Genomic DNA, 17,226 nt, shown 5'->3' on the forward strand with positions numbered 1-17,226 from the left:
ACAACCGGCCGGGCGCAAGCCCTTCCCGGCGCCTGCCGGGCACAATTCGCCCGTTCGCGACGGGACAGGGCCCATCAAATCGGGAGGGGGTCAGGCCAGCAGCCGGTAGACGCTGCTGCGTTTGATCGCCAGATCCTCCAGCGAGCGGTTGACCGGCACTTCGTAGGTGGCGACAGCGCGCAGCCGGTCGGTCGGCAGGTAGGTACGGCCCGGATCGCCGATATAGACCTCGCTGCCGGCGGCGAGCACCGGGTCGAGCCAGGCAAGCACCTGATCGGCCATCGGCTTTTCGTAAAAGACGTCGCCGCAGAACAGAATATCCGCTTGCGGTGGTGGTTCCTTCAGGCGGTCGCCCTCGGCGAAGTCGATCCGCACATTGTTGAGCTCGGCATTGAGGGCGGTGGCGGCGCGGGCGAAGCGGTCGATATCGCAGGCGGCAACGCTGGCCGCCCCGGCCCGGGCGGCGGCGATGGCGACGAGACCGGAACCGGTGGCGAAATCGAACACCTGGCGGCCTGCGACCAACTCCGGCGTGTCGAGGACAAACCGGGCGAGCGCCTGCCCCCCGGCCCAGGCAAAGGCCCAGAACGGTGGCGGCAGGCCGAGTTCGCCCAGATCGTCCTCGGTCTTCTGCCAGAGGGCGACGGCCTCGTCCGCCAGATGGAGGCGGAGTTCCGGTGCGTGCGGGACCGGGTGCACCCGGGTGTTCTCGCGAATGAAGCGCACCGGATCGGTGATGGCGCTCATTCCGGGTCGAGGCCGCCCATTTCGCAGACGATGGCCCATTCCTCCGCGGTCACCGGCTGGACCGACAGGCGCATGGAGGTGACCAGCGACATCTCCGAAAGGCGCGGCTCGGCCTTGACGGCGGCCAGGGTGACCGGTTTGGGCATGTCGCGCACGGCCTTCACGTCCACGCATTCCCAGCGCGGATCGTCGGTGGTGCTGTCCGGATGGATCTCGCGGCAAACCTCGACAATGCCGACGACTTCCTTGCCGATGTTGGAATGGTAGAAGAAGCCACGGTCGCCGATCTTCATCTCGCGCATGTTGTTGCGCGCCTGATAGTTGCGGATGCCGTCCCATTCCTCTCCGGCGTCGCCCTTGGCCTTTTGCATCTCCCACGACCATTTGTCGGGTTCGGATTTGAACAGCCAGTACCGCACCTCAGGCCTCCGGATTCTTGAGGGCCCAGTTCCAGGGCCGGATCTCGACGGTTTCGAACAGGCCGGCCCGCGCATAGGGGTCTTCCTGAGAGACGGCGAGCGCCTCGTCGCGGCTTTCGGCCTCGATCACCACCAGGCTGCCGGTCATGCCGCCATCGTCATCGAGGAACGGTCCGGCGGCCTTCAGCCGGTCGCCCATGGCGGTGAGGAAGGCGAGATGGTCGGCGCGGGTGTCGAGGCGAATTTGCTGGGCACCGGGCTTGTCGGTGCAAATCAAGGCGTAGAGCATGGAAGGTCCTTGTCTGTCGTGGACGCCGGTCTGTCTGGGACGCCGGATCGGCGATCGCCGCTGGCGGGAAGGATAGACGGAACGGCGCGGTCTTCAAGATGGGGAAACCGGGCCGATCAGGTCTCGCGCCGGAGCGGCCGGGTCATCAGCCGGGTCAGCGCATCGTCAAGGTCGAGCTCGCCCGCCAGAACGGCGGCCACCGCCTCGCAGATCGGCAGGTCGACCCCGGTCTTGCGGCCAAGCGCCACGGCGACGGGGGCGGAAAAGACCCCTTCGGCCAGCTTCTGCCCCTTCTCGGTCAGGGAGGCGACCGTCGCCCCTTCGCCGAGCGCAATGCCGAAGGCGAAATTGCGCGATTGCGGCGAGGCGCAGGTCAGCACCAAGTCGCCCAGGCCGGACAGCCCGGTCAGCGTCTCGCGCCGGGCGCCAAGGGCAAGGCCGAGGCGGGTCAGCTCCGCAAAGCCGCGCGCGGTCAGCGCGGCAAGGGCACTCGCGCCCCACTTCTTGCCGGCGACGGCACCGCAGGCGATGGCCAGCACGTTCTTCAGCGCGCCGCCGATCTGCACCCCGGCGATGTCGGTGGCCGCGTAGGGGCGAAACTGCGGGCTGGCGAGGGCCTGGGACAGGGCGTCGGCGAGGGCGCCATCCGTGGCGGCGACGGTGACGGCGGTCGGCAGGCCGGCGGCAACGTCGGTGGCAAAACTCGGCCCGGAGAGGATTGCCGGCCGGGCCGCCTTGAGCGTTTCGCCAAGCACGTCGGTCAGCAGGAGGCCGCTGTCGCGTTCAATGCCCTTGGCGCAGAGCACCACCGGGGTTCCCGGGGCGAGCAGCGGGGAAAGCGCGGCGGCCATCGTCCGGGTGGTCTGCGCCGGGGTGACCAAGAGCACCGCATCGGCGCCGGTCACCGCCTCGGCAAGATCGGAGGTGGCGGGAAGACGCGGGGTCAAGGTCAGGCCGGGCAGATAGGCCGGGTTCTCGCCGCGTGCGTTGAGCGCGGCGACGGTGGCCGGATCGCGTGCCCACAGCACGGTGTCGCGGCCGGCGCGGGCGGCGACGAGGGCAAGCGCCGTTCCCCAGGCGCCGCCCCCCAGAACGGCAATCCGCCGGATCTCGCTCATGCGCCGGCTCCGAGCCGGTCCGACAGCGCCGGCAGCGGGGCATGAAAGCCGGTGAAGAAACGGGCGGGCAGCGAGGCGGCGGCCTCGGCGATATCCAGCCAGAACAGTTCGAAGCGGATCGGGTCGCCGCCGGCGGAGGGGCTCATCTCGAAATGCTCCCAGGAGGCATGCGGCTTGCGTGGGGCGCGGGCATGGTAGAGGCGGCGCAGATGCACATCCCGCCCCTGGTCGTTGTCGAACAACACGGTCTGTTCGGCGATCGGCTCCAGCGCGTGCGGCAAGGCGAGGCCGGTTTCCTCGGAAAACTCGCGCAAGGCCGCTTGCAGGTGGCTTTCGCCCGGATCGACGGTGCCGCCGGGGACCTGGAGCCCGACATAGGGCTGGTCCGGCTGGCGGAAGACCAAGAGATCCCGGCCCACGGTCAGGTAGACATAGGCCTTGTGCTTGATCCGGTCGATCCGCTCCGGCATGGCCGTGACGACGACGCCTTCAAGGAAGCGGGCATCCATCAGGCTTTCGCTCCCTTGCGGCCGGAGCCCAGGAGGGCGGCGGCATTGGCGTCGAGCGGCCAGCGCGGGCGCGGCGGCACGGCGCGGTCGTCGATGCGCTCGCCCCGGGCGGCGGCATCGCGAAGCCGTTCGATCCCGGCCCAGGCGATCATCGCCGCGTTGTCGGTGCACAGCCGCGCCGGCGGGGCGGCGAGGCGGGCGCCGGCCTCGCTGGCCATCTGCGACAGGCGCTGGCGGATCGCGCCATTGGCGGCGACACCGCCGGCCACCACCAGCACGGGCGGGGTGTCGGGGTAGGCCTCGGAAAAGAGGGACAGCGCCCGCCGGCTCTTCTCGCCAATGACATCGGCAACCGCGCTCTGAAAGGCGGCGCACAGGTCGCCGACATCGGCCGGGGACAGCGGCGCGGCGGCGTGGGCGGTGGTGCGCACGGCGGTCTTCAAGCCGGCAAAGGACATGTCGATCCCGGGCCGGTCGAGCATCGGCCGGGGCAGGGCAAAACGGGTCGGATCGACTGAGGCGGCGGCGGCCTGTTCCACCGCCGGTCCGCCTGGATAGGCAAGGCCGAGCAGCTTGGCGGTCTTGTCGAACGCTTCGCCCACCGCATCGTCGATGGTCGAGCCGAGGCGGCGGTAGGCGCCGACGCCCTCCACCAGCAGGAACTGGGTGTGGCCGCCGGAGACCAGCAGCAACAGATAGGGGAAGGCGAGATCCTCGGTCAGCCGGGCGGTGAGGGCATGGCCCTCCAGATGGTTCACCGCCACCAGCGGCTTGCCGGCGGCCATGGCCACCGCCTTGGCGGTCATCAGGCCGACGATCACTCCGCCGATCAGCCCGGGGCCGGCGGTGGCGGCCACCGCATCAAGGTCGTCCCAGCCGGTGTCGGCCTCTTCCATGGCGCTCTGGACGATCCGGTCCAGCAGGCTGATATGGGCGCGGGCGGCGATTTCCGGCACGACGCCACCAAATGCCGCATGTTCACTTGCCTGCGAGCGTATGATGTTGGACAACACATGGGCGCGCCCGTCGGCGTCAAGACGCACCACGGCGGCCGCGGTCTCATCGCAGCTCGTCTCGATGCCGAGCACGGTCAGTGGCGCCGGGGCGCTCGATTGGGATATCATGCCGGCCGCATCGGCCGACGACAGGTCAGGGCTTATCATTCCACTCCGCCTACCGGACATCACCGCCTAACACCAGGAACGATCTCCTTGCAAACAAAACAATCCGGGCACACGCAACAATCCGGGCAGCCGGACGCAGGCAACGAGGCCTGGCCCGCCGGCCGCATCCTTCGAATCGGCACGCGCGGCAGCGCGCTGGCGCTCGCCCAGGCGCATGAAACCCGCGCCCGTCTGATGGCCGCCCACGGCTTGAGCGAAGAAGCGTTCGAGATCGTCGTCATCAAGACCTCCGGCGACCGGATTCTCGACCGGCCTCTGTCGGAAGCCGGCGGCAAGGGGCTGTTCACCAAGGAGCTGGAAAACGCCATGCTGGCGGGCGAGATCGATATCGCCGTCCATTCCTCCAAGGACATGCCCACGGTGCTGCCCGACGGGCTGGAGCTGGTCGCCTTCCTGCCGCGCGAGGATGTGCGCGACGCGTTCATCTCGCCCAAGGCCGCGCGGCTGCAGGATCTGCCGCAAGGGGCGGTGGTCGGCTCGTCGAGCCTGCGCCGCCAGGCGATGATCAAGCGCCTCAGGCCGGATATCGAGGTGGTGATGTATCGCGGCAACGTGCAGCGGCGGCTGGAAAAGCTGGCCGAGGGCGTGGTCGATGCGACCCTTCTGGCCAATGCCGGATTGCGCCGGCTCGGCATGGCCCACGTGATCACCTCGGTGATCGAGACCTCGGAGTTCCTGCCGGCGGTGGGACAGGGGGCGATCTGCATCGAGGCCCGGGGCGACGATCAGGCTGTGCGGGCGTTTCTGGCGCCGATTCATCACCGGGAGACGGAAATCTGCCTTGCCGCTGAGCGGGCGTTCCTGTTCGAGCTGGATGGCTCCTGCCGCACGCCGATCGGCGGGCTGGCGCGGCTTGAGGGCGACACCCTGTCGTTTCGCGGGCTGATCCTGTCGCCGGATGGGCGCGAGGCGCATGAGACCGAGCGTGAGGGGCCGGCGGCGCAGGCGGCGGCCCTTGGCCAGGATGCGGGCGCGGAGCTGAAACGGCGTGGCGGACCGGATTTCTTCAAGGTCTGACCCGGTGGCGCGGGTGCTCGTCACACGTCCGGAACCGGCCGCCTCGCGGACGGCGGAACTCTTGCGCCGCCACGGCCACGAGCCTGTCGTTGCGCCGCTGTTCGAGCCGTTCGATCTGGATGTGACCGACTGGCCGGAGCCTGAGGGGCTCGGGGCGCTGGCGGTGACCAGCGCGCGGGCGATCGCGGCCATGGAGACACGTCCGATCTGGCCACGGCTCGCCGGCCTGCCGGTGTTCGCGGTCGGTCCGGCCTGCGGCGCGGCGGCGCAGGCCGCTGGCTGTTCGCGTGTGACGGTTGCCGGTGGTACCATGGACACGCTGGCCGAGACGATCACAATGGCGCGTCCCGCGCGGCCGGTGCTCTATCTTGCCGGGCGGCACCGCTCAGGCGATCTGTGCGCCGCGCTGGCGCGGTCGGGAATTGGCTGCATGATGCGCGAGGTCTACGCCATGGAGCGGGCCGGTGATCCGCCCGCGCGGGTGCGCGAGGCACTCACCTCGGGCGCGCTGCGGCATGTGCTGGTGTATTCGCGGCGGGGCGGACAGGCGCTGGCCGATGTGCTGGGGCGCTTCGACCGGCCGCCGCCGCCCTTGCGGATCTATGCGCTGTCGGAGAACGCAGGGGCACCGCTGCGGCCCTTCGGCGCATTGGCGGTCGCCGAAAACCCGAGCGAGGCGGCGTTGATCGCGCTTTTTGACGCTGCATGTTAAGCAGGGTTTGTTTTGCGCTGCGAAACCGGCGATCCTGAAGGCAGGGCCGGGACGGGCGAGGATGGACAGCGGGCGCCGAGCGCCCGGGAAGGGAGAGACAGTCGATGGCTGCTGACAGCAAGAAGCCGGATTCCAAGGGCGCAAGCGGCAAGGCAAAGCCCGGGGCTGCCTCGGCTTCGGGCCGGAAACCTGTCACGATCGACCTGGAGGCTAGGGAAGTGAAGGGCGGAGCGGCGGCCAAGACCGCTTCTGGCTCCACAACGGCTGCCGCCGCGGCGCGCGGCGCATCGGCGTCGGCCCAAGGCAAAACGCCGGCTCAGGGCAAGGCCGCCTCCCCGACCACCGGCCAGACCACTGACCAGGCAACCAGCCAGACGACAGCCAGTAAGGCGGCGGGTGGCAAGACGACGGCTGAAAAGCCGGCGAGCGACAAGCCGGCAGCGGCAAAACCGACGGGCGCTCAGGCCTCGTCTCAGGCCGCTTCTGCGAAACCGGCTGCGACCGTCGGGCAATCCGCCGCGACCGGTGCGGCGGCCAGTGCCAGCGGCGCTTCGACAAAGCCGGGCTCCGGTACTTCAGCTTCTGGCACGTCTGCCTCCGGCACGGCGTCCTCCCCCAAGGCGGCGGGCGCTGGTCAGACAGAGACGACCAAGGACGACAAGAGTGCAGCCGCTGCCGAAAAACCGACATCCTCTGGTGCTGCGCCGGCAAAGGAGCCGGTCAAGACAGAGCCGGCAGCACGGCAATCCGGCAGTGGCATCGGCGGTCTTCTGATTGCCGCTCTGGCCGGCGGTGCGGTGGCGCTTGGCGGTGCCTACGGGCTGCAGCGGGGCGGATATCTGCCGACAGGCTCCGCTCCAGCGGGGCAGGAAATGCAGGCGGAGGTCGCGGCCACGCAAAGTCGCATCGCCGGGCTTGAGGATCGGCTTGCGGAGCTGGCCAAGGGCGGTGACACCGGCACGGCGCTGACCGCGCTGACGACCCGGGTTGCCGCGCTTGAAGCCGCAGTGAAGTCGGCGGAGGGCGCCGGTGCGCAGGAGCTTGCCGCGCGGGTGGCTGAGGTCGAGGCGGGCCTTGGCGAATTGCGCCGCTTCGTCTCCTCCGGCGGGGCCGGCGAAACCGCCGGGCTGGCCAGCCTGCAGGAGAGCCAGGCGGAAATGGACAAGACCCTTGGCGCGATGCGCAAGAGCCTTGGCGAACAGGGCGAGCGGATCGCGGCGCTGGCAACCAGCGTCGAGCCGCTTGGCGCGCGTCTCGACCAGACCGGCGGCGCGCTCGCCGGGTTGACGCAGACGGTGACGGAACTTGGCGAGAAGACCGCGTCGCTCGGCACGAAACTGGAAGAACGGGCCGGCGAGATGGCCAGCCTGGCCACCCGTGTCACCACTTTGGGCGATCAAGCGGGCGCGGCGCGCGAGGCGCTTGGCGAACGGCTTGCCACCCTGGAGGGTCGTCTCGCACCTCTGGAAGAACAGCTTGGCGGCATCGGCGCGCGGGAAACCGCCGCCCGCGCCATCGCCGTATCGACGCTGAAGGCGACACTCGATCAGAGCAGGCCGTTCGAGACCGAGCTTGCCGCCGTCGCCTCGGCCTTGCCGAAGGACACCGACCTCAGTGCCCTGCGCGCGGTGGCGAAAACCGGTGTCGCGACCCGGCAGGCGCTACTTGCCGAGTTCCCGCCGGTGGCGCGGGCGATGACGGCGCGGCTGGACAAGCCGGCACAGGGCGATTTCGTCGACAGCTTCCTGTCCAACGCCCGCTCTCTGGTGTCGATCCGGCAGCCGGGTGAGAGCGATGCAGCAACGCCAGAGGGTGCGCTGGGCCGCATGGAGGCGCGGGTCGCCCGGGGCGATCTTGCAGGCGCGCTGGAAGCCTATGACAGCCTTCCGGAAAACGTTCGCTCGGCCGGTGCCGACTGGGCTGCGGCGGCGCGGGCGCGGCTTGCCGCCGACCGGCTGCTGGATCAGGTGACCGGGGAGGTGCTGTCCTCCCTGTCCGGATCCGGAGGCTAAGGGAATGCGAAAGGCAGGCGTTGCCGCCGAGCCCAAGATATGTCCGGTGTGCGCCGGATCACCCGGGACGCGGCACGCGCCGGGCGGTCGGTGACCTCAGGGGGAGAACAAGGCCATGATACGTGTACTGATTTTCATCGCCCTGGTGTTTGCCGCGGCGCTCGGTCTCGCCTGGGTGGCGGACCGTCCCGGCATGTTGACCCTGGACTGGCAGGGCTACCGGATCGAAACCGGTCTGATGACCGCGGCGGTGGCGCTGGTGGCGTTCGTGGCGCTGGCGATCATCGTCTGGAACGTGGTGCTGGTCATCCTGCGCTCGCCCGATCTGCTCGGCCGGTTCTGGCGCCGGCGGCGCAAGGATCGCGGCTATGCCGCCCTCTCCAAGGGCATGCTGGCGCTGGGCGTTGGCGATGCGGCGGGTGCGACCCGCTATGGCGGCGAGGCGGCCAAGCTCCTGAAGGATGAGCCGGCCAGCGCCTTGCTGCTGGCCCAGACCGCGCAGCTCGCCGGTCGTCATGACGAGGCGCGGGCCCGGTTCGAGAAGATGCTGGAGGATCCGGCACTGCGTCCGGTTGGCCTGCACGGGCTTTACGTGGAGGCGGAGCGGCTCAACGAGCCGGTGGCGGCGCGCCACTATGCGGAAGAGGCGGCGGCGCTGGTGCCCGGTCTCGATTGGGCCGGGCGCGCGGTGCTTGGCTATCAGGCGGTGGCCGGCGACTGGGCCGAGGCGATCAAGACGCTGGAGAAGAACTACGCGGCCAAGCTGGTCGACAAGAAGACCTTCCGCCGGCACAAGGCGGTGCTGCTCACCGCCCATGCGCTCGAACAAGAAGACCGGGATCCGGACGGCGCGCGGGCGCTGGCCAACGAGGCGGCGGGCCTCGCGCCGGGGCTGGTTCCGGCGGCGGTGCTGGCGGCGCGGCTGGCCACCCGGCGCGGCGATATCCGCAAGGCGCTGAAGGTGGTCGAGGCGGCCTGGAAGGTGACGCCGCATCCGGAGCTGGCCGAGGCCTACGCGCATGCGCGCACCGGCGATTCGGCGCAGGACCGGCTGAAGCGGGTCAAGACGCTGGCGGCGCTGCGGGCCCATAGCGCGGAAGGCACGCTGGCGCTGGCCCGGGCGGCAATCGAGGCGGGCGATTTCGCCCTGGCCCGGACCCAGCTCAAGGGCGCGCTGCGCAATGCGCCGACCCAGCGGGTGTTCCTGATGATGGCCGATCTGGAAGAGAAGGAACACGGCGACCGGGGCCGGGTGCGCGAATGGCTGGCCCGGGCGGTACGGGCACCGGCGGATCCCATGTGGGTCGCGGATGGCGCGGTGAGCGAGACCTGGGCGCCGGTGTCCCCGGTGGATGGGCGGCTCGATGCGTTCGAATGGACCACGCCGCCGGCAACCCTCGACCATCATGGCGATGCGCTTGAGGCGATTGACGATGCACTGTTGGAAGCACTGCCCGAGCCGGTCGGCGGGGCGGAAGACGATGCGCTGGTGATCCTGCCGTCGACGCCAACGGAGGCGGAAGACGAGTCCTCCGGTGATGCGGAAGTGCCTGCCGTGACGTCCGCACCGCAGCCCGAGCGCGCCGATGTAGCGGCGGAAGACGCTAAGACTGAAACCGCGAAGACGGAGATGGAGAAACCCGCCGAGGCCAAGCCCACGGCTGGCGATGCTTCGCCTGCGAAGACCGAGGCGCCGCAGAGCACGGAGCCCGCGCCGGAGAAGAAGGCGGCGACCGGTGACGGCGGGGCCAAGGTGGGGGACGAGGCGAAGCCCGCGCCGGAATCCGGGACGGGCAAGGCAGCTTCGGCGAAGGGACCGGGCTCGGTCGCCGATGTGATCGCCGGCGGCGACGCCTCGCGGCCAATCGAGTTTCCGCTGAAGCACATGCCGGACGATCCGGGGCCGGATGGGGCCTCGGGGGAGGAGGATGACGAGGCGCCGCGCAAGCCGGGGTTCCGCTTCTTCAACTGACGGGCGGCCCGGGGCCCGGGCGCCTTTTCGGCGGCGGGTGAAAACCGATGGGGTCAGGCGCAAAACCCTCTTGCGCCCGGCCGCCCGGTCCGCTATCAAGCGGCCACCTCGGTCGTTCTTCGCGTGCGGGACCAAACCGGTTTGCGGGCGGTGATTTTGAACGATGAGGGAAACATACGGGGCCTTACCGCCCCGATTTGGTGCGCCGGTGTAGCTCAGTTGGTAGAGCACGTCATTCGTAATGATGGGGTCGGCGGTTCGAGTCCGTTCACCGGCACCACTTCCCCAAACGTTCTTTCAGATCAGACTTTCGCTGTCAGGCCTCCGCGAGCGGCCGTCGCGGCGCGGCGGGGCTTTCCCCTTGCGGGTATCCCAGACACAACAGGATCTGCGCCGCGCCCTTGTGCCGGCAAAGCTCCTGAAGCTTTGGCCGCAGTGGCGCCACCTGAACGGGTTGATTGAGAAACGAGGCCTGCAGACCAAGGCTTGCGGCGACCAGCAACAGGCGTTGCAGGGCCTGCCCCGCCTTGAGCCAATCCGATGGGGTGTTGGCATCCGTGCCGAGCACCGCAAGGAAAGGCGCCGTCGCCGCGCGCTTCCGGTCGCCGGCGGCAACCACCCGGCCAAGATCCACATGGCGCACAAGATATCGGGCAAGCGGCACTGCCGCAGCGGGCAAGGTCAGACCGTCGCCGACGCTTTTGGGGCGCATCCAGGTGGCCAGTTCCCGCCGCCAGCGTCGGTTGCCCCATTGCACCTTGTCGCCGTCGCCAACCAGAGAGGCCACCGCCGTGCGCCGCTCCGGGTCGAGGATTGGCTCCAGCCATGCTCCTTCTTCGCTGCTTGCGGCGGTCAGGCGGTCGCGGATATCGGGTGAAAGCGTCCGGGCCTCATACCGGCCACGGTGGGTGCGCCGTGTGGCAATCGCACGTGTCAGCGGGGCAAGCGCAGCCTCCGGATCACCGCCGAAATGGAGATTGCCGAGATGCCCCCTGCCATCAAACCGGGGGGTCTTGACCAGATGCGCGCCAAGCCCGGCGCCGGCTGCGGCCACGCGCAAGGTCATCGTCAGGCAGCCAAGGCTGATGGTCAGTTCACGATTGTCGGGATCGTTTTCCGGCAGAGCGCGGGCCGGGTCAGCCGAAAGGCCGATCCGGTCCGCGTGAAGCTCGAACGCCCAGGACTGGGTGTTGTGGCTGGAGGGCGCGCGCACCGCCTGACGGAGCAGGGCTTCGATCAGGTCGCGAGGCGGCATGGCTTCCCTTTCGGGCTCCGGTCAGTGCTGGCGCTTAAACGCCGCAGACGGCGGCGGTGGCAAGATCGCCGGCCACCGGCTCCCAGGCGTTCTCGGGCAGGCTGACCGGGTCGACGGTCTCATTCGGCATCAGGTCGATGCGCCGCTGGCCCTGGCAATCATAAACCTGGCGCAACTCGCGCGGCGGCATCAGCCGGGTGAACAGGTGCAGGTTTACCTGGCGATAGCGGGCGGCCTTGGCGTTGATCTGCACGCTGCCAATGTCGACGGCGGCGAAGCGGTTGATGCGCGGCACCAGATAGGTCCAGGGCTGCAGCAGGTTCGAGGTCTCGTAGGTCTGAGTCACCGTGAAACTGTCGGGCAATTCCTGCGCGGTGCGGCTGAACCAGGTGTATTCCGACCAGATGGTGAAGGTGATCATGGCGATGGCGGCGGCGAAGGGGGCGATCCAGCCCGGCATCCGCCGACCGGTGGTGCGATTGATGATGATGAAAGTGCCGGCAACGGCGATACCGAGGACAAAGGTGCCGATCAGGGTAAAAATCATGCTCTGTGCCGTCTTTCGTGGTTGTTCGCCGGTGTCGGGATGCGGTGCGGGGCTCGGGGCCGTGCGGTCAGCTCAGCGCGGCATGACCGTAGCTGATGGCCGACTGCATGGTCTTGATCACGCCGAACGCATCCCGGAGATGGTTGCGCTCCAGCTCCGACAGGCTGTTCGGAGCCATGAAGTTATCCGGTTTCTGGCCGGCGCGCACCTGCCGCGCCTGATGGGCGAGGCGAATGTTGCAGATCAGGTCATAGGCGTCGAGAAGATCGCTGCCGCCGGAAGGGCTGAGCACGGGGGTGTCGCGCGCGGCGATCAGCCGGTCGCGGGTGTTGGCCGGTTCGAGCCCTGCTTGCAGCGCATAGAGCCGGGCCAGATCGACGATCGGCACGACACCGGAGTGTTTCAGGTCGACCGTGTGCTTGTGCTCGCCCGAGCGGATCAGGGCAAAGCCCCGGAAAAGGCTGAGCGGCGGGGTGTGTTTCAGGGAATTGGCGGTCATGTGCGCGCGAAAGATCGAGTTGCGCCGGGCCTTGTCCAGGGTCGCGCGGTGCATGCCGGCATAAAGGCTTTCCTCGCCATGGATCGGCCGCAGGTCGAACATGACGCTGGCCAGCATCTGCGCCATCGGATCGGGCCGGGCGATCCAGCCGTCGAAGTAGCCCTTCCAGACCGACACCGGCTGCCGCCAGCGCGGATTGGTCGCCATCATGTCGCCCGGACAATAATAGTAGCCGCAGGCGTCCAGCCCATCGCTGACGAAGCGGGCGAAGTCAGCAAACCAGGCGTCATGCTCTTCAGGAACAAAGGCGTCGTCGAGGATCAGGCAATTGTCCTGGTCGGACACGCCGGTCTGCTCGCACCGTCCCTGCGAGCCGCAGGCAAGCCAGAGATAGGGCACGGGCGGCGGGCCGAGATCGGCCTCGGCCAGCTGGATCAGCCGGCGGGTCAGGGCATCGGTGACGCTGGTGATCAGATGGCCGATCCGATGCGCCTCGACGCCAAGGCCGACGAGCTTGGCAAGCAGGCGCGGCACCGTTCCGACCACGGCGGCAAGGTCGGCGATCTCGGTCAGACCGCCAATGTCGGAAATGATCGCCACCGCCGACAGGGACTGGCGCTGAATGAGGTTGGTGCGGGTCAGGATGCCGATGGGCCGGCCATCATCGACGACCGGCAGATGGCCGATGCCGTGCGAGCTCATGGCCAGCAGTGCCTCGAACAACAAGGCTCCCGGGGCCAGGGACAGGGGCGTGGGAGTGACCACCTCGCCGATCGGCAATTGCGGATCGCGGCCCTCGGCAAGCACCCGGGTGGTGAGGTCGCTGGTGGTCAGGATGCCGTCGAGGTGGTCCTTCGCGCCGACCAGGACGCAGGAGATGCCCCGGTCGCGCATCACTTCCGCCGCGGCCCTGGCGCTGGTGTTCGCCGGCAGGATCACCGGTGCAGGCATCATCACATCGCGGATCTCGGCGAGCCCCAGGGCGGCGCCGTTGTCGGGGTTGGCGGCGGGGCGGCGCTGGGGAGTGTTGCGCAGCCGGTCGAAATAGGCGCCAAAGGAGGGGTGGCGCTCCAGCAACTGGCGAAACACGGTCACTGGAAGGCGCAGGATGGTGGTGTCGCTTTCCGCGACCGCCCGATGGGCGGACCGACCGTCGCGCAAGAGGCTGCGGGCGGCGAAGATTTCGCCGGGCACGGAGCGGGAAATCAACCGTCCTTCGGGAGAATAAAGGTCGACCACGCCGTCACGAACGATGTGCAGCGCGTCCAGCGGGGCGTCGATGTCGAGGATCTCGGCGTCCGCCGGATAGCTCTGCGGATCGAGCAGGCCGGAGAGGGTGTCCAGCGCGGAGGCGGGCAGCAGGTCGAAGGGGTGATGGCGGGAAATGAAGCTGTGCAGCGCGGCCGGATCTGCGGTCATGAATGCGCCTTTCGCCGGAAAGCGGATCGGGCAGGCCGGTCCGGGAGGGGTGAACCCCGCCCATGGGCGGGGTTCAGGCTTGTCACGGTGACCGACGGCCTTAGTGGTCGACGGCGGCCCCGGCTCCGGAGGGAACGCGAATGCTCTCCACCAGTTCCTGGATCTCCTGCGGCGGGGCTTCCGACGCATTGGAGACGAAATAGGCAACGGCGAAGTTGATGATCGCGCCAACCGCACCGAAGGCCTCCGGCGAGATGCCGAGCAGCCAGTTGGATGCATTGTTGGGCAGCATATTGGTTCCCGGAATGAAGAACCAGCCCTTGTAAATGAAGATGTAGACCACGGTGATGATCAGACCCGACAGCATGCCGGCGATCGCCCCCTTGGAGTTCATCCGCTTGGAGAAGATGCCCAGCATCAGCACCGGGAACAGGGACGCGGCGGCGATGCCGAAGGCCAGTGCCACCACCTGTGCCGCGAAGCCCGGCGGGTTGAGGCCGAGATAGGCGGCGATCATGATCGCCACGGCCATGGACAGACGGGCCGCCAGAAGCTCTCCCTTTTCCGAGATGTTCGGATTGTAGATGCTCTTGATCAGATCGTGCGACACGGCCGAGGAAATGGCCATCAGGAGACCGGCCGCCGTGGACAGCGCCGCGGCAAGACCGCCGGCGGCCACCAGGGCGATCACCCAGTTGGGCAGGTTGGCGATTTCCGGGTTGGCGAGCACCATGATGTCCCGGTCAACCTTGACCATTTCGTTGCCCTTCCAGCCGAACTCGGCTGCCTTGGCGTTAAAGGCCTCGTTCTTGTCGTTGTAGTACTGGATCCGGCCGTCGCCGTTTTTGTCTTCGAACTTGAGAAGACCGGTGGTCTCCCAGCTCTTGAACCAGCGCGGACGCTCGTCATAGGCAAGATTGCCATCCGGAGCGCCGATCTCGCCGGTCTGGATGGTGTTCATCAGGTTGAGCCGCGCCATGGCACCGACGCCCGGAGCGGTGGTGTAGAGAAGGGCGATGAAGACCAGCGCCCAGCCGGCGGACCAGCGGGCATCGGCCACCTTCGGCACCGTGAAGAAGCGGATGATCACATGCGGCAACCCGGCGGTGCCGATCATCAGCGACAGGGTGAAGAGGGTCATGTTGAGGACACTGAGTGGATCGCCGCTTTGGGCTGTGTACTCATTGAACCCCAGATCGGTCACCACCTGGTCAAGCGTGGCGAGAAGCGGCTGGCCGCTGCCCACGTGGTCGGAGAACAGGCCGATCTGCGGCAGAGCATTGCCGGTCAGGGCCAGCGAGATGAAGATCGCCGGAACGGTGTAGGCAAGGATCAGCACGCAATACTGCGCCACCTGGGTGTAGGTGATGCCCTTCATGCCGCCAAGCACGGCGTAGATGAAGACGATGCCGGTGCCGATCAGGAGACCGGTGGAGGCATCCACCTCCAGGAAGCGCGAGAAGGCAACGCCGACGCCCTTCATCTGGCCGATCACATAGGTGATCGAGGCGACGATCAGGCAGATCACCGCGACGATGCGGGCGGTCTGCGAGTAGAAGCGGTCGCCGATGAATTCCGGCACGGTGTATTTGCCGAACTTGCGCAGATAGGGCGCAAGCAACATGGCCAGCAGCACGTAGCCGCCGGTCCAGCCCATCAGGTAGAGCGAGGCGCCATAGCCATTGAAGGCGATGATGCCGGCCATGGAAATGAAGGAGGCGGCCGACATCCAGTCCGCCGCGGTGGCCATGCCGTTGGTGACCGGGTGAACCCCGCGGCCGGCGGCATAGAATTCACTCGTCGATCCGGCACGGGCCCAGATGGCGATGCCGATATAAAGCGCGAAGGACGCGCCGACGACGATATAGGTAAGTGTCCTGAGATCCATCGAATTTCCCCCCGGTCTATTCTTCGACGCCGTACTTCTTGTCCATGGCGTTCATGCGCCAGGCATAGAAGAAGATCAGGACCAGAAAGACGTAGATCGATCCTTGCTGGGCGAACCAGAATCCGAGATCGCTGCCGCCGATCTTGATCGAAGTCAGCAGGGGCCGGAACAGAATGCCCAGGCCAAACGAGACAAACGCCCAGACGATCAGGCAGTTCCGGATCAGGCTCACATTGGCCTTCCAATAGGCCTGGCCGGAGTCACTTTCGCTGCTCATGCAATTTCCTCCACTTTGTTCTTTCCGTTCGCGCGGGGGGAAGGGCATCTGCATGGTTTGCGGCGACTGGGCCGGAGGGAGCGCTGGCGCCACCTTCCAAGGTCCCGATCCGCCCGACGCAATCGGCGCTCCTCTCGCCATGCGTCATCGCCCTTGTCCACACGTGCCGATTGATGGATCCGCTCCGCTCGACCGGCCAGCAATGGACCGCGCAACTGCCGCACGGTCATCACCATGATCTCGACAATACAGGCAAGTCCGGAGCGGGCGAACCGCGACATTCGGGTAATACGGCAGTGACAAGAGGACCGGGAGTCGCGCAGGGGCGAGTGGAGAAAGCCCCATTCAGGTCATTGAATTTTCGAGAAAAACTACTTCTTGGCCGGGGCGCGGTCGATCAACCGGGTGAGGGCGGTGCGCAGGGTGTCGATTTCCTCAAGACCGATGGCCGCGATCAACCGGTCCTGGTGTTTCTGGGCGCGCGCAATCAGTTCGTCTGCCCGGGCTTCCCCTTGCGGGGTGAGCTCGACCCAGACCCGGCGCCGGTCGTCGGGGTCGGTGGTGCGGGTGAGGAGCTGCTGGCCGACCAGCTTGTCGACCGTCTTGCTGATCGCCGGCTGGTTGGCAAGGCAACTGCTGGTAAGCTCGCCGATGGTCAGCCCGTCGGTTCCCTTCAAGGAGGCAAGAACCCGCCAGACGGCGACGGAGACCCCGCTGGCGCGGACCTGGTCGTGAAACTCGGCGCTGGCGACGCTGGAGGCGCGGGCCAGAAGATAGAGCAGATAGCCGTCGACGAACCGGTGCTCTGTGCTCATGGGCTGGAAATCCCATAGTGCGGCGTTGCATAGCGGCCGCCATGATAGATCAGCGGTTCGCGATCGGCGTGGTCGAAGGCCTCGACCTGCCCGAGAAACACCACGTGGTCGCCCCCATCCACCCGGGTGTTGTTGCGGCATTCGAACACGGCGGTGACGCCGGCCAGCACCGGGACGCCGCAGGTGCCCAGGTGCCAGTCGACACCTTGGAAACGATCCTGCGCCGGGCGGGCGAAGCGGTTTGACAGCCCGGTCTGGTCGGAGGCGAGAATGTTGATCGCGTAATGCTCGGCGTTCTCGAAGGCGGCCATGTTTCGCGAGCTGCGGGCAAGGCTCCACAGCACCATCGGCGGGTCGAGCGACACCGAGTTGAAGGAATTGGCGGTCAGGCCCAGCGGCCGGCCCGAGGCGTCGACGGTGGTAACGATCGTCACCCCGGTGACGAAGCGGCCCAATGCGCGGCGCAGGCTGCGGTGATCGGTCGACATCGCCATCCGGATCCTCGAGTTCGTTCAGAGTTCAAAATATTCCTTTTCATATAATAATG

General features: G+C 67.8%; 17 protein-coding genes and 1 tRNA gene. 5 read left to right on the top strand and 13 right to left on the bottom strand.

From position 1 onward, the window contains the following. Positions 1-90: 90 nt before the first annotated feature. The 6 genes from IEV83_RS19330 to tsaD all read right to left on the bottom strand — a co-directional run bounded on the left by IEV83_RS19330 (position 91) and on the right by tsaD (position 4,206). Complete coding sequence (locus tag IEV83_RS19330; RefSeq protein ID WP_181761085.1) at positions 91-747, bottom strand: class I SAM-dependent methyltransferase; 657 nt, start codon at positions 745-747, stop codon at positions 91-93. Continuing rightward, complete coding sequence (locus IEV83_RS19335; RefSeq protein ID WP_181761084.1) at positions 744-1,166, bottom strand: EVE domain-containing protein; 423 nt, start codon at positions 1,164-1,166, stop codon at positions 744-746. Before IEV83_RS19335 ends, IEV83_RS19330 begins: the two co-directional genes overlap by 4 nt. 1 nt (position 1,167) lies before the next feature. Next, entirely contained in the window at positions 1,168-1,455 is a 288-nt protein-coding gene (locus IEV83_RS19340) for a YciI-like protein (protein ID WP_181761083.1), read from the bottom strand. A 116-nt stretch (positions 1,456-1,571) separates the two neighbouring features. After that, positions 1,572-2,573: an NAD(P)H-dependent glycerol-3-phosphate dehydrogenase gene (locus IEV83_RS19345; protein WP_181761082.1), complete on the bottom strand. Its 1,002-nt coding sequence runs from the start codon at positions 2,571-2,573 to the stop codon at positions 1,572-1,574. Then, positions 2,570-3,082: an NUDIX hydrolase gene (locus IEV83_RS19350; protein ID WP_244628254.1), complete on the bottom strand. Its 513-nt coding sequence runs from the start codon at positions 3,080-3,082 to the stop codon at positions 2,570-2,572. The genes IEV83_RS19345 and IEV83_RS19350 overlap by 4 nt, the downstream gene beginning before the upstream one ends. Further along, the gene (gene tsaD / locus IEV83_RS19355) at positions 3,082-4,206 is read right to left on the bottom strand and encodes a tRNA (adenosine(37)-N6)-threonylcarbamoyltransferase complex transferase subunit TsaD (RefSeq protein WP_181761081.1); all 1,125 of its coding nucleotides are present in this window, start codon (positions 4,204-4,206) and stop codon (positions 3,082-3,084) included. The genes IEV83_RS19350 and tsaD overlap by 1 nt, the downstream gene beginning before the upstream one ends. An 87-nt stretch (positions 4,207-4,293) precedes the next feature. Between tsaD and hemC the strand changes: the two genes are divergently transcribed. The 5 genes from hemC (at position 4,294) to IEV83_RS19380 (ending at position 10,259) form a co-directional block, all read left to right on the top strand. Next, the gene (gene hemC / locus IEV83_RS19360) at positions 4,294-5,283 is read left to right on the top strand and encodes a hydroxymethylbilane synthase (protein ID WP_280633832.1); all 990 of its coding nucleotides are present in this window, start codon (positions 4,294-4,296) and stop codon (positions 5,281-5,283) included. Between the two features lie 13 nt (positions 5,284-5,296). Further along, positions 5,297-5,995: a uroporphyrinogen-III synthase gene (locus IEV83_RS19365; RefSeq protein ID WP_181761079.1), complete on the top strand. Its 699-nt coding sequence runs from the start codon at positions 5,297-5,299 to the stop codon at positions 5,993-5,995. A 104-nt stretch (positions 5,996-6,099) separates the two neighbouring features. After that, a complete protein-coding gene (locus IEV83_RS19370; protein ID WP_181761078.1) occupies positions 6,100-8,007 on the top strand; it encodes a COG4223 family protein in 1,908 nt (635 codons plus the stop codon). Positions 8,008-8,122: 115 nt separating this feature from the next. Next, on the top strand, positions 8,123-9,979 hold the full coding sequence (locus IEV83_RS19375) for a heme biosynthesis protein HemY (protein WP_181761077.1): 1,857 nt from the start codon (positions 8,123-8,125) through the stop codon (positions 9,977-9,979). Positions 9,980-10,183: 204 nt separating this feature from the next. Then, a tRNA-Thr gene (locus IEV83_RS19380) sits at positions 10,184-10,259 on the top strand. 36 nt (positions 10,260-10,295) lie between these two features. Here IEV83_RS19380 and IEV83_RS19385 read toward each other — a convergent pair. The 7 genes from IEV83_RS19385 to IEV83_RS19415 form a co-directional block, all read right to left on the bottom strand. Further along, positions 10,296-11,234: an Acg family FMN-binding oxidoreductase gene (locus IEV83_RS19385; protein ID WP_181761076.1), complete on the bottom strand. Its 939-nt coding sequence runs from the start codon at positions 11,232-11,234 to the stop codon at positions 10,296-10,298. Positions 11,235-11,268: 34 nt separating this feature from the next. Continuing rightward, a complete protein-coding gene (locus IEV83_RS19390) occupies positions 11,269-11,781 on the bottom strand; it encodes a hypothetical protein (RefSeq protein WP_181761075.1) in 513 nt (170 codons plus the stop codon). Between the two features lie 67 nt (positions 11,782-11,848). Next, positions 11,849-13,699, bottom strand: coding sequence for a DUF294 nucleotidyltransferase-like domain-containing protein (locus IEV83_RS19395; RefSeq protein WP_181761074.1), 1,851 nt, complete (start codon positions 13,697-13,699; stop codon positions 11,849-11,851). Between the two features lie 100 nt (positions 13,700-13,799). Next, positions 13,800-15,587, bottom strand: a complete 1,788-nt coding sequence (locus IEV83_RS19400; RefSeq protein ID WP_181761073.1) for a sodium:solute symporter family protein — start codon at positions 15,585-15,587, stop codon at positions 13,800-13,802. A 16-nt stretch (positions 15,588-15,603) separates the two neighbouring features. Continuing rightward, positions 15,604-15,864, bottom strand: coding sequence for a DUF4212 domain-containing protein (locus tag IEV83_RS19405; protein ID WP_181761072.1), 261 nt, complete (start codon positions 15,862-15,864; stop codon positions 15,604-15,606). Positions 15,865-16,235: 371 nt separating this feature from the next. Beyond that, the gene (locus tag IEV83_RS19410; protein ID WP_181761071.1) at positions 16,236-16,679 is read right to left on the bottom strand and encodes a MarR family winged helix-turn-helix transcriptional regulator; all 444 of its coding nucleotides are present in this window, start codon (positions 16,677-16,679) and stop codon (positions 16,236-16,238) included. Continuing rightward, on the bottom strand, positions 16,676-17,167 hold the full coding sequence (locus IEV83_RS19415) for a flavin reductase family protein (protein WP_209003253.1): 492 nt from the start codon (positions 17,165-17,167) through the stop codon (positions 16,676-16,678). The genes IEV83_RS19410 and IEV83_RS19415 overlap by 4 nt, the downstream gene beginning before the upstream one ends. Between the last annotated feature and the right edge of the window lie 59 nt (positions 17,168-17,226).

This window comes from Stappia taiwanensis, assembly GCF_014635285.1.
GTDB lineage: Bacteria > Pseudomonadota > Alphaproteobacteria > Rhizobiales > Stappiaceae > Stappia > Stappia taiwanensis.